Raw genomic sequence first — 12758 nt, forward strand, 5'->3', positions numbered from 1 at the left:
GAGCCCTTCATTAAATCGACTCTGACCCCATTAACTGACCCCATTAAAAGATTCTGGAGACTTGCATGAGCGCGACGAATTTACCCGGCCTGAATTTTCAACTCGGTGAAGACATTGACGCCTTGCGGGACGCGGTGCGGGATTTTGCGCAGGCGGAGATTGCACCTCGGGCGGCCGAGATCGATCGCAACGACCAATTCCCCATGGACCTGTGGCGCAAGATGGGTGAGTTGGGCGTGCTGGGCATCACCGTGAGCGAGGAATACGGTGGCGCGAACATGGGGTACCTGGCCCACATGATCGCCATGGAGGAAATCAGCCGTGCCTCGGCCTCGGTGGGCCTGAGCTACGGCGCGCACAGCAATTTGTGTGTGAATCAGATCAATCGCAACGGCAATGCCGCGCAAAAGGCCAAGTACCTGCCCAAGCTGATCAGCGGCGAGCATGTGGGGGCCCTGGCCATGAGCGAGCCCGGTGCTGGCTCCGACGTGATCAGCATGAAGCTGCGCGCCGACGAAAAGGGCGGCTGTTACGTGCTCAACGGCAGCAAGATGTGGATCACCAACGGCCCGGACGCCGACACGCTGGTGGTCTACGCCAAGACCGAGCCCGAGTTGGGCGCACGCGGGGTCACGGCCTTTTTGATTGAAAAAGGCATGCCGGGCTTCTCCGTTGCACAGAAGCTGGACAAGCTGGGTATGCGCGGCAGCCACACGGGCGAGCTGGTGTTCAACAACGTGGAGGTGCCGGCCGAGAACGTGCTGGGCACTTTGAATGGCGGTGCCAAGGTGCTGATGTCTGGCCTGGACTACGAGCGCGCGGTGCTGACGGGCGGCCCTCTGGGCATCATGCAATCGGTGATGGACAACGTGGTGCCCTATATCCATGACCGCAAGCAGTTCGGCCAGAGCATTGGTGAATTTCAGCTGATCCAAGGCAAGGTGGCCGATATGTACACCGTGCTGCAGGCCGGGCGCTCGTTTGCCTACACCGTGGCCAAGAACCTGGACATGCTGGGCACCGAGCATGTGCGCCAGGTGCGCAAGGACTGTGCTTCCGTCATCCTCTGGTGCGCCGAAAAAGCCACCTGGATGGCCGGTGAGGGTGTGCAGATCTTCGGCGGCAATGGCTACATCAACGACTACCCGCTGGGCCGCCTCTGGCGCGACGCCAAGCTGTATGAGATTGGGGCGGGCACCAGCGAAATCCGCCGCATGTTGATTGGGCGTGAGCTGTTTGCAGAGACGATGTAAGCGCGCTTTAAGGACGAACCCAGCGCCGCCGCCGGGCTGTCATCGCGCCGTCAACTGGACGTCAAGTTGATATAAGCCTGAGGGCCGACAATAGGACGCATGAGTACCAATCTTCAAGAGTTGCTGGACAGCAACAAGCAATGGGCCGCCAACACCGAGGCGCGCGAACCGGGCTTTTTCAGCCGACTGCTGGAGCAGCAGACGCCGCAATACCTGTGGATCGGCTGCGCCGACAGCCGGGTGCCGGCCAATGACTTGGTCAATTTGCTGCCCGGCGAGTTGTTTGTGCATCGCAATGTGGCCAATGTGGTGGTGCACTCCGATCTCAACTGCCTGTCGGTGATGCAGTTTGCGGTGGACGCGCTCAAGGTCAAGCACATCATCGTGGTGGGCCACTCCAACTGCGGTGGCGTGAAAGCTGCTTTGCTGGATGCGCGTGTCGGGCTGGTGGATAACTGGCTGCGTCATGTGCAAGACGTGCGCAATCATCACCATGAGTGGCTGGATCAATTGCAGCCCGAGCAACGTGTCAACGCTTTGTGCGAGCTCAATGTGCTGGAGCAGGCTCGCAATGCCTGCCAGACCACGGTGGTGCAAGACGCGTGGGCCCGTGGGCAAGAGGTGGTGGTGCATGGCTGGGTTTATGGCCTGCACAACGGCTTGCTGGAAGACTTGGCCATCACTGCGGCGGCGGCGGACGAAGTGGCGCCGGCATTCCAGACCGCTTTGCGTGCCGTCAAAAGACGTTACGAGCAGGCGCGATTTTCTCAACTAAGCTCAGAAGCTTCATAGGCCTCGCGAGTGCCCGGCCCGCACAGGTGTGCAGGGGTGGGGCCGAGTGAGCCCTCAAGTCAATCTGGAGTGCCGATGTTCCCGCAGAAGCTGAATGACCCCCGTGCCTTTGAAATCGCCCAAGCCATGCTGGGGGGCTTCAATCGCCACTACCGCCTGTTTCGCGGCACCAGTGCCGAAGCCAAGCGGCGCTTTGAGCAGGCTGACTGGCATGGCCAGCAGCAAGCCCAGCGCGAGCGTATCGAGTTCTACGACACCCGGGTGGACGAGGCCATCGCCAGCCTGGAGTCGCGCTACCAAGCCAGCACCCTGCCCATGGAGGTGTGGCAGCAAGTGAAGCTGCATTACATCGGCCTGCTGGTCGATCACCACCAGCCCGAGTTGGCCGAAACATTTTTCAACTCGGTCTGTACCCGCATCCTGCACCACGGTTACTTCCACAACGATTTCATCTTCGTGCGCCCGGCGGTATCCACCGAGTACATCGAGAACGACGAGCCTGCGGCCAAGCCGACCTTTCGGGCTTACTACCCCACGCCGCAGACCCTGCGTGACACCCTGCGCCGCATCGTCACCAACTTTCAACTTGACACCGAGTTCGAGGACTTGGGGCGTGACATCGGCCATGTGATGGCCGCCATGCAAGGCCGCACCGGGGGCGAGCGCTGGCGCACCAACTTCCAGATCCAGGTGCTGGCCTCGCTGTTCTACCGCAACAAGGGCGCTTATCTGGTCGGCAAGATCATCAACGGCTTCAATGAGATTCCGTTTGCCCTGCCCATCCTGCATGGCGAGACGGGCATGCTCTACATCGACGCCTGCTTGTTTGGTGAAGACGATTTGCTGCTGCTGTTCAGCTTTGCACGCGCCTACTTCATGGTTGACATGGAGGTGCCCAGCGCCTATGTGCAGTTCTTGCGCTCCATGATGCCGCGCAAGCCGCGCGCCGAAATCTACAGTGCCATCGGCCTGCAAAAGCACGGCAAGAACCTGTTCTACCGTGATTTTCTCTACCACCTGCGCCATTCCAGCGACAAGTTCCGCATCGCCCCTGGCATCAAGGGCATGGTGATGCTGGTGTTCGACCTGCCGTCCTACCCCTTTGTCTTCAAGCTGATCAAAGACTTTTTCCCGGCGCAGAAAGAAACCACCCGCGAGCTGATCCAGAGCAAATACCTGCTGGTGAAGCAGCACGACCGGGTGGGGCGCATGGCGGACACGCTGGAGTTCTCTAACGTTGCGTTTCCACGCCATCGTTTTGAGGAAGAACTGCTGCAGGAGCTGCGCCATTTTTGCCCCAGCCTGCTGGACGAAAGCGGTGACGACGTGGTGCTCAGCCATGTGTACATCGAGCGCCGCATGATCCCGCTGAACATCTACCTGCAAGAGGCCACGCCCCAGCAGATGGAGCATGCCGTCATCGAGTACGGCAACGCCATCAAGGACCTGGTGGCGGCCAATATCTTCCCCGGCGACATGCTGTGGAAGAACTTCGGCGTGACGCGCCATGGCAAGGTGGTGTTCTACGACTACGACGAGATCGAATATCTCACCGATTGCAACTTCCGTTATGTGCCCGCGCCGCGCAATGAGGAAGAAGAAATGTCTGGCGAAATCTGGTATTCGGTCGGCCCGCGCGATGTCTTTCCGGAGACCTTTGGCCCGTTCTTGCTAGGGCACCCCGGCGTGCGCAACCTGTTCATGCGCCATCACGCCGATTTGCTGGACGCCGCCTTCTGGCAGCAGCACAAGGCACGCATCAAGGCTGGCCATGTGCACGACGTTTTCCCCTATGAACCGCACAAGCGCTTTTACGGCCTGGGCAAAGTCCCGAGCCCCGTGGTGGACGGCGCCGCGCTGATTGCCGACAGTCACCACGATCTGCCGGTGCAATGAGTTCATTCATCCCTGTTGTGTGTTCCAGTTTCTGAAGGAGATTTCAAATGTCTGATTCCATTGTCATCGTCTCTGCCGCCCGTACCCCCATCGGGGGCTTGCTGGGCGATTTCTCCTCTTTGCAAGCTTGGGAGCTGGCCGCTGTGGCGATCAAGGCCGCAGTCGAGCGCTCAGGCGTTCCGGCCGATGCCATTGATGAAGCCTTCATCGGCAACTGCCTGATGGCCGGCCAGGGACAGGCGCCTGCGCGCCAAGCCGTGCTGAAGGCGGGGCTGCCGCAATCGGTGGGCGCCGTCACCTTGTCCAAGATGTGCGGGGCCGGCATGCGCGCCACCATGTTCGCCCATGACACCCTGAAGGCCGGCAGCGCCGACATCCTGATCTCCGGCGGCATGGAAAGCATGACCAACGCCCCGCACCTGATGTTCGCTCGCAAAGGCATCAAGTACGGCGCCGCGCAGATGTACGATCACATGGCCCTGGACGGCCTGGAAGACGCCTACCAGCGCGGCAAGGCCATGGGTGTGTTTGCCGAGCAATGCGTGAGCAAGTACGCCTTCACCCGTGAAGCGCAAGACGCCTTCGCCATCGCCTCCACCGAGCGTGCCAAGCGTGCCAATGAAGACGGCAGCTTCGCCTGGGAAATGGCGCCGGTGACCATCGCCGGCCGCGCCGGTGACACCGTGTTCGCCAAAGACGAGCAGCCCTTCAAGGCCAAGCTTGACAAGATCGCCGGCCTCAAGCCCGCCTTCGTGAAAGACGGCACCATCACTGCCGCTACCTCGTCTTCCATCTCCGACGGCGCCGCTGCGTTGGTGCTGATGCGCGAAAGCACCGCTGCCAAGATGGGCTTGACGCCCGTGGCCCGCATCGTGGGTACCGCCGTGCACGCCAACGCGCCGGAGTGGTTCACCACCGCCCCGGTCGGTGCTATCCAAAAGCTGTTGGCCAAGAATGGCTGGGACGCCAAGAGCGTGGACCTGTGGGAAGTCAACGAAGCCTTTGCCGCCGTCACCATGGCAGCCATGGCCGAGTTCAAGCTGCCGCACGACATTGTCAACGTCAACGGCGGTGCCGTGGCGCTGGGTCACCCGATCGGCGCCTCGGGCGCGCGCATCATTGTCACGTTGCTGGGCGCCCTCAAGCACCGTGGCCTCAAGCGCGGTGTGGCGTCCTTGTGCATCGGCGGTGGCGAAGCCACAGCGATGGGCGTGGAACTGATCTGATGACGCAAGTCCTGGTCATCGGCGCTTCGCGCGGCATCGGCTTTGAGTTCGTGCGCCAGTACCGCGCCGCCGGCGCCCAGGTGGTGGCCACGGCCCGCAGTGAAGAGGGCCTGGCCCGCTTGCGGGCCGAGGGGGCCAATGCGCTGAAGCTGGACGTCACGGACACTGCCAGTGCTGCCGGCCTGGCCTGGCAGATTGATGGTTATGCCTTTGACGTGGTGCTGATCGTCGCCGGCGTCTATGGCCCGCGCAGCAGCGCGTTCCAAACGCCCAGTGCGGCGGATTTCGACGCCGTCATGCATGCCAACGTGCTGGGCCCCATGCGGGTCTTGCCGCAACTCGGCGACGCGTTGGCGCCCGGCGCAAAGATCGGCATCCTGTCCTCCCGCATGGGCTCCATCGGCTTGCGCGAGAGCCCGGCGGGCTGGTTGTACCGGGCCTCCAAGGCGGCGGTGAACTCGGTGATGAAAGATGCCTCCTTTGTGTTGCAAGATCGCGCCAGCTGCATCAGCCTCCACCCCGGTTGGGTGCAGACCGAGATGGGCGGGGCGGGTGCTGACATCGACGTGACGACCAGCGTCAGCGGCATGCGTCAAGTGCTGGCTGGACTGAAGCCCGCTGACAGCGGTGGCTTCTTCAATTACGACGGCCAGCCTTTGGCCTGGTGAGCTGTTGACGGCCCATGCCTGATGGTCCTGTGCCAAAGGCTGGGCTCGGAACTCGACGGCCCCTGCCATTCAAGAAGTTTTTCGGAGATTCAACACCATGCTGCTCAGTGAAGACCACCGTGCCGTGCAAGACGCGGTGCGCGCGTTTGTGCAGGAACAAATTGCCCCCAAGGCGGCCGAGTGGGACAAAACCCACCATTTTCCTGCCGCTGAACTGAAGGGTTTGGCCGAGCTGGGCTGTTACGGCGTGGCGGTGCCGGCCGAGTACGACGGTGCGGGGCTGGACTATCTGGCCTTGTCCATCATCCTGGAAGAAATCGGCGCGGGCGACGGTGCCACCTCCACGGTGGTGAGCGTCAATAACTGCCCGGTGTGCTCGATCTTGATGGCCTTCGCCAACGAGGCGCAAAAGCAGCAGTTTCTGAAGCCATTGGCGCGCGGCGAGATGCTGGGCGCCTTTTGCCTGACCGAACCGCATGTGGGCTCTGAGGCCGGTGGTTTGAAGACATCAGCGGTTCGTGAGGGGGACAGTTATGTCTTGAACGGCGTCAAGCAATTCATCACCAGCGGCAAAAACGGCGATGTGGCCATCGTGATGGCCGTCACTGACAAGGCCGCCGGCAAAAAAGGCATCAGCGCTTTCATCGTACCCACGGCAACGCCAGGTTATGTGGTGGCCCGGGTGGAAGAAAAAATGGGTCAGCATGCCAGTGACACCGCGCAAATCCTGTTCGAAAACTGCCGCATCCCAGCTGCCAACCGTCTGGGTGAGGAAGGGCAGGGGCTGAAGATTGCCTTGTCGGGCCTGGAGGGCGGCCGCATTGGCATCGCCTCGCAGGCGGTGGGCATGGCGCGTGCGGCCTTTGATGCCGCGCTGAAATACAGCAAAGACCGGGTCACCTTTGGCCAGCCCATCTTCAACCACCAGGCAGTGCAGTTCAAGCTGGCGGACATGGCCACGCAGATCGAAGCGGCGCGCCAATTGATTTGGCACACTGCATCCTTGAAAGACGCGGGCAAACCTTGCCTGAAAGAAGCGGCCATGGCCAAGCTCTTCGCCACTGAAATGGCGGAGCGTGTTTGCTCCGACGCGATTCAGGTTCATGGTGGCTACGGCTATCTGAACGATTTCCCGGTGGAGCGCATCTACCGCGATGTGCGGGTCTGCCAGATCTACGAAGGCACCTCGGAGGTGCAGAAGATCCTGATCGGGCGCGCCCTGGCTTGAGGGGTTTGCGGCGGGCCATCGTATTGGACGAAGCGGGCTTTCTCCGTCTGCCAAGCCCACGAAATCCCGGGGGGCGATGCGCCGCGTTTTGAACTATGGTTCGATCACCATGATCGAGCCTCCCTTCCCTGAACGCAGCAGCCAAGCGGCACCGCGCAGCCCGCTGCAGTTTTACTTCGACTTCTCGTCCCCCTATTCCTACATCGCCTCCGAGTGGGTGGAGGCCTTGGCCGCGCGCCATGGGCGCACGGTGCAGTGGCATGCCATCTTGCTGGGGGTGACCTTTCAAGCGGCGGAACTCAAACCGCCGGTGGCCTACCCCATCAAGCGCGACTACGTGTTGCGCGACTTTGCGCGCTCCGCATTTTTCGCCGGCTTGCCCTATGTGCAGCCCGAGGCCTTTCCCATTGCCACGCAGAACGCGGCGCGGGTGTTTTATTGGCTGCAGGCGCAAGACCCGGCCCGTGCTGCGGCTTGGGCGCGTGCCGGCCTGCGCGCCTACTTTGCGCGGGGCGTGGCGCTGGACGACGCGGCGCAGCTGAAAGCGCTGGCTGAACAATGCGGCATTGACGGCGAGGCCGCGCAAGCCGCGTGGCAAGACCCGCAATGGAAGGCGCGCTTGAAAGCGGCCAATGACGCCGCGCTGGCGGCTGGGGTTTTCGGCGCGCCCTTCTTCATCATTGACGGCGAAGCCTTCTGGGGCAACGACCGGCAGGCGCAGATGGAGCGCTGGCTGAGCTCAGGGCCGTTTCGCGGGCTGGCTTGATCGTTCTGAGCGTTGTTCAACCGCCTGCAGTTCGGTCAGGCAGCGCAGGCACAGGCAGCGCTCGTATTGCTGGCTCAGTTGCTTGAGCAGCGCTTCACTGAGCTTCATGTCGCAGCAGGCGCAGCGTGCATCTCGCGCGCCGCAATGAAAGCCGCCGCCGCAGCGCGGGCAAACGTCATCCAGCTTCGGGGGCGTGATGGCATTTGTCATGATTTGAAGCCTTGTTGGTGCTGTTGGCGGAGCAGGTTCTTCTGCACCTTGCCCATGGCATTGCGCGGCAGATCGGCCACGACGAACACCTGCTTGGGAACCTTGAAGCCCGCGATCTGGCGCTTCAGCGTGGCGATCAGTGCGTCGCCGTCCAGCGTGGCGCCGGGGCGTGCCACCACGCTGGCAATCACGGCTTCACCAAAATCCGGGTGTGGCACACCCACCACGGCGGACTCCAGAACGCCGTCCATTTCGTTCAGGTAAGCCTCAATTTCAGCGGGGTAAACGTTGTAGCCGCCGGTGATGATCAGGTCTTTGGCGCGGCCCACGATGGTGAAGTAGCCGTTTTCGTCCTTGCGTCCGACATCGCCGGTTTTGAACCAGGCATCGGCGGTGAATTCTTCCTGTGTTTTTTCAGGCATGCGCCAGTAGCCGCTGAAGACATTGGGGCCGCGCACCTCAATGTTGCCGATCTCGCCGGTCGCGCAGGACGCCCCATCGTCCCTGCTCACGCGCACATCAACGCCGGGCAGGGCAGGGCCCACCGTGCCGCCGATGCGCTCGCCGTCCAGGCCGCGGCAGGGGTTGGAGGTGAGCATCAGGGTTTCGCTCATGCCATAGCGTTCCAGAATGGTGTGGCCGCTGCGCGTTTGCCAGTCTTCAAAGGTATCCAGCAGCAGCGGTGCCGAGCCGCTGATGAACAAGCGCATATTGGCGCAGGCTTGTGGCGTCAGTGTGGCCTCGGCCAGCATGCGCACATACAAGGTGGGCACGCCCATGAAGACGCTGGCTACGGCAAAGCGGGCAATCACGGCGTGTGGGTCGAAGCGGGCGAACCAGATCATCTTCGAGCCGTTCAGCAAGGCGCCGTGCGAGGCCACGAACAGGCCGTGCACATGGAAGATGGGCAGCGCGTGAATGAGCACGTCACCCGGCTTCCAGTCCCACAAATCCTTCAGGGTGAGCGCGTTGCTGCGCAAATTGCCATGGCTGAGCATGGCGCCCTTGCTGCGCCCCGTGGTGCCGCTGGTGTAGAGGATGGCGGCCAACTCGTTCGGCTCCTTGTGGGCCGGCTCGTGCTGGTCGCTCAGGGTGGCGGCACGGTCGAGCAGGGTGCCGCTGCGGTCGTCGTTGAGCGTGAAGACATAGGCCGTGCCCGCTTGAAATGCCAGTTTGGACACCCAGCCGAAGTTCTTGCCCGCACACACCAACAAGGCCGGTTCCGCATTCTTGATGAAGTAATCCAGCTCTGCTGCCTGGTAGGCATTGTTGAGCGGCAGGTAAACATAGCCGGCCCGCAGTACAGCGAGGTAGAGCATCAGCGCTTCCACACTCTTGTCGGTATGGGCGGCGATGCGGCTGCCTGCAGGCAGCTCCAGCGACACGAACAGATTGGCCAGCATGGCCGTGCCCCGCTCTAGGTCACGCCAGCTGTAGCTGAGCGCAAGCCCGTCGGGTCCGTGCTGATCAGCACACTCAATGGCGATGGCGTCCAGATCGGTGGGGAAAGCGGCACGCAGCGTGGTGAAGAGATTGGCATTGCTCATGGCTGCATTGTCGCCAAAGCCAGGATGGGTTGGGCAACGAAGCGGCAACACATGTCACTGGGCGTTAGCCCGGGTACTTATCCGCAGCATGGCGCTGCTACATTGCCAGACTCACCCCGACCCATTCAGCCCTCGCCGGAGCCATCACGCGTGCCAGTGTCTCAACTGCTTCAACAGCCATTGCCGCATGATCCGCAGTCTTTGCTGCGCTTGGCTGCGCATGCCATGTTTCAAGCGCTGGAGTCCAGTGCCGCCGGCTTGATGGTGCTGGACCGGGAGCACCGCATTGTCTGGATCAGCGAGGGCTACAAGCGGTTTTTGCCCGCTTTGGGATTTGGGGATGAGCGGGAGTTCGTGGGGCGCCTTGTCGAAGACGTGGTGCCCAATACCTTGATGGCGCAGGTGATCGACACTGGGCAGCCCGTGCTGATCGACTTGCTTACCAACAAGGCGGGCAGTTTTCTGGTCAGCCGCCTGCCCTTGCGCAATGAGACGGGTGAAGTGATTGGGGCCCTGGGCATGGTCTTATTGGATCACCCGGAAACCACCTTGCAGCCCTTGATGCAGAAGCTCTCGGCGCTGCAGCAGGAGCTGACTGAAGCACGGCGGCAACTGGCGGCGGCACAGGCACGCAGCCGCCGCTCCAAGCACACGATTGCCAGCTTCATCGGGTCCAGCCCGGCGGCTTTGGAGGTCAAGCGCCAGGCGCGGCGTGCGGCGCAGACCCAGTCCACGGTGCTGTTGCTGGGTGAGACGGGTACGGGCAAGGAACTGCTGGCGCATGCCATCCACGCCGCCTCTCAGCGCGCCGACAAACCGCTTGTCAGCATCAATATCGCTGCCGTGCCCGAGACCTTGCTGGAGGCTGAATTCTTTGGCGTGGCGCCCGGCGCCTACACCGGGGCGGATCGCAAGGGCCGCGACGGCAAGTTCAAGATTGCCGATGGAGGCACTTTGTTTCTGGACGAGATCGGTGACATGCCCCTGGCCCTGCAGTCCAAGCTGCTGCGAGTGCTGCAGGAGCAGGAGTTCGAGCCGCTGGGTAGCAACCAAGTGTTGGCGGTGGACGTGCGGGTGGTGGCCGCCACCAGCCGCGACCTGGCGGCGATGGTGAGCCAGGGTGAATTTCGCGCTGACCTCTACTACCGCTTGAACGTCTTGCCCATTCGGGTGCCCCCGCTGCGTGAGCGCGTGCTAGACATGGAGGCCTTGGTCGAATCGCTTCAAGAAGACATCGCCCGCCGCTCCAATCTGCCGCACAAACCGCTGAGCACCGACGGCCTGGAGTGGCTGGCCGCCCAGCTGTGGTCGGGCAATATCCGCGAATTGCGCAATGTGTTGGAGCAAGCCAGTTTGATGAGTGAAGAGGCGGTGCTGACCGCGCGCAGCTTTGCTGGCATGCGGGCGAGTGAGTCCAGTTGGGCGCCGATGCCGCCCCGTGAAGACAGCGCCGCCGAAAGCAAACAGCCGCGGCCCCTGCCAGAGACCATTGAACGCGTCGAACGCGAGGCCATCGCCCACGCGCTGAAGGCGACCGAAGGCAATCGCATGGCGGCAGCGCGCCTGCTGCAGATTTCTCGGGCGTCTCTGTACGAGCGATTGGCGCGTTGGCCGGATTTGAGTGTCTGAATTTCAGGCGATGTCTGAACTTCAGACATAAGTTGCGGCTTGATGTCAAAAATGTAGACAGTGCTGGTGCGCTGCGCTTTCTTGAAGTCCCTCGCCGCGCCTTCATGGTGAGGCAAATGCCCTTGATCTGCCGCGGACTCTCGGTGTTTGTACCGAGGTGCACCTTTTTGGCACACCGTTTGCTGAGAATACGCGCAGAGGGCGTGCGCCCCGCCACAAAAAAGGAGACTCCGAATGACTCTTGCTCGTCGACGTGTCACGCTGCTTTGCGCCGTTATGGGCCTGGCCCTGGGTTCGACCGCTGTTTCTGTGCAGGCCCAAAATGGGGGTGAAATCCGCATCGCCCATGTGTACAGCAAGACCGGGCCGCTGGAGGCCTATGGCAGGCAGACGCAGACCGGTTTCATGATGGGGCTGGACTACGCCACCGGTGGCACCATGACCGTGGCAGGCAAGAAGCTCGTGGTGATCGAGAAAGACGACCAGGGCAAGCCCGATGTGGGCAAGAGCCTGCTGGCCACGGCCTATGGCGACGATAAGGTGGACCTGGCGGTAGGGCCGTCTTCCTCAGGCGTGGCGCTGGCGCTGCTGCCGGTGGCCGAGGAGTACAAGAAGATCTTGCTGGTGGAGCCCGCCGTGGCTGACTCCATCACTGGCGACAAGTGGAACAAATACATCTTTCGCACCGGCCGTAATTCGTCGCAAGACGCCATCGCCAATGCGGTGGCACTGGACAAGGCCGGCGTGAGCATTGCCACCCTGGCGCAGGACTACGCCTTTGGCCGCGACGGGGTCAAGGCCTTCAGGGATGCGATCAAGAAGGCCAGGATCGTGCATGAAGAGTATCTGCCCACGACCACCACCGATTTCACGGCGGGCGCCCAGCGCCTGATCGACAAACTCAAGGACCAGCCGGGCCGCAAGATCATCTTCGTGATCTGGGCCGGCGCCGGCAATCCCTTCAAGATCGCTGACATGGACTTGAAGCGTTATGGCATCGAGATCGCGACCGGCGGCAACATCCTTCCCGCCATGGCCGCCTACAAGCAGTTCCCGGGCATGGAGGGTGCAAGTTACTACTACTTCGGCATGCCTAAGAATCCGGTCAATGAATGGCTGGTGGCCAACCACTACAAGCAGTTCAAGACCCCGCCTGACTTTTTCACCGCTGGCGGCATGAGCGCGGCCATCGCGGTGGTCGAGGCCTTGAAGAAGACCGGCGGCGACACCCATACCAACAAGCTCATCAAGACGATGGAAGGCCTGTCGTTTGAAACGCCCAAGGGCAAGATGACCTTCCGCCCTGAAGACCATCAGGCGATGCAGTCGATGTACCACTTCAAGATCAAGGTGGACCCGGCCTTCGCCTGGGGCGTGCCTGAGTTGGTGCGCGAGATCAAGCCCGAAGAGATGAATGTGCCCATCCGCAACAAGCGTTAGGGCTCGCACGGGCGCGGGTCAGGCGCCCGAATCGCGCAAGCGCTAAACGGCGCAAGCGCGAACGCGATACACCGCAAAACCTCGAAGAATCACTTTGTCGCGA

11 protein-coding genes are annotated in these 12758 nt (G+C 62.0%); 9 read left to right on the forward strand and 2 right to left on the reverse strand.

Annotated features, from left to right (window positions below):
• Window positions 1-65 precede the first annotated feature (65 nt).
• From PRZ01_RS06055 to PRZ01_RS06085, 7 genes are all read left to right on the forward strand, one after another.
• Entirely contained in the window at window positions 66-1253 is a 1188-nt protein-coding gene (locus tag PRZ01_RS06055; RefSeq protein WP_273595867.1) for an isovaleryl-CoA dehydrogenase, read from the forward strand.
• A gap of 99 nt (window positions 1254-1352) precedes the next feature.
• The gene (gene can, locus PRZ01_RS06060) at window positions 1353-2045 is read left to right on the forward strand and encodes a carbonate dehydratase (RefSeq protein WP_273595868.1); all 693 of its coding nucleotides are present in this window, start codon (window positions 1353-1355) and stop codon (window positions 2043-2045) included.
• Between the two features lie 75 nt (window positions 2046-2120).
• On the forward strand, window positions 2121-3941 hold the full coding sequence (gene aceK / locus PRZ01_RS06065; RefSeq protein ID WP_273595869.1) for a bifunctional isocitrate dehydrogenase kinase/phosphatase: 1821 nt from the start codon (window positions 2121-2123) through the stop codon (window positions 3939-3941).
• 47 nt (window positions 3942-3988) lie between these two features.
• Window positions 3989-5167, forward strand: a complete 1179-nt coding sequence (locus PRZ01_RS06070; RefSeq protein ID WP_273595870.1) for an acetyl-CoA C-acyltransferase — start codon at window positions 3989-3991, stop codon at window positions 5165-5167.
• On the forward strand, window positions 5167-5835 hold the full coding sequence (locus tag PRZ01_RS06075; protein ID WP_273595871.1) for an SDR family oxidoreductase: 669 nt from the start codon (window positions 5167-5169) through the stop codon (window positions 5833-5835). Before PRZ01_RS06070 ends, PRZ01_RS06075 begins: the two co-directional genes overlap by 1 nt.
• A gap of 97 nt (window positions 5836-5932) precedes the next feature.
• A complete protein-coding gene (locus tag PRZ01_RS06080; protein WP_273595872.1) occupies window positions 5933-7063 on the forward strand; it encodes an acyl-CoA dehydrogenase family protein in 1131 nt (376 codons plus the stop codon).
• A gap of 109 nt (window positions 7064-7172) precedes the next feature.
• The gene (locus PRZ01_RS06085; RefSeq protein WP_273595873.1) at window positions 7173-7829 is read left to right on the forward strand and encodes a 2-hydroxychromene-2-carboxylate isomerase; all 657 of its coding nucleotides are present in this window, start codon (window positions 7173-7175) and stop codon (window positions 7827-7829) included.
• Here PRZ01_RS06085 and PRZ01_RS06090 read toward each other — a convergent pair.
• Together PRZ01_RS06090 and PRZ01_RS06095 are read right to left on the reverse strand one after the other, a co-directional pair.
• Window positions 7803-8039: a cysteine-rich CWC family protein gene (locus tag PRZ01_RS06090; RefSeq protein WP_273595874.1), complete on the reverse strand. Its 237-nt coding sequence runs from the start codon at window positions 8037-8039 to the stop codon at window positions 7803-7805. The genes PRZ01_RS06085 and PRZ01_RS06090 overlap by 27 nt on opposite strands.
• Complete coding sequence (locus tag PRZ01_RS06095) at window positions 8036-9586, reverse strand: malonate--CoA ligase (protein ID WP_273595875.1); 1551 nt, start codon at window positions 9584-9586, stop codon at window positions 8036-8038. The genes PRZ01_RS06090 and PRZ01_RS06095 overlap by 4 nt, the downstream gene beginning before the upstream one ends.
• Window positions 9587-9736: 150 nt before the next feature.
• Here PRZ01_RS06095 and PRZ01_RS06100 point away from each other — a divergent pair, with 150 nt between their 5' ends.
• Complete coding sequence (locus PRZ01_RS06100; RefSeq protein ID WP_273595876.1) at window positions 9737-11215, forward strand: sigma-54 interaction domain-containing protein; 1479 nt, start codon at window positions 9737-9739, stop codon at window positions 11213-11215.
• Between the two features lie 276 nt (window positions 11216-11491).
• Window positions 11492-12655: a substrate-binding domain-containing protein gene (locus tag PRZ01_RS06105; protein ID WP_273595920.1), complete on the forward strand. Its 1164-nt coding sequence runs from the start codon at window positions 11492-11494 to the stop codon at window positions 12653-12655.
• The last annotated feature ends 103 nt before the right edge of the window (window positions 12656-12758 follow it).

Source organism: Roseateles koreensis, assembly GCF_028595305.1.
In the GTDB taxonomy this organism is placed as follows: domain Bacteria; phylum Pseudomonadota; class Gammaproteobacteria; order Burkholderiales; family Burkholderiaceae_C; genus Paucibacter_A; species Paucibacter_A koreensis.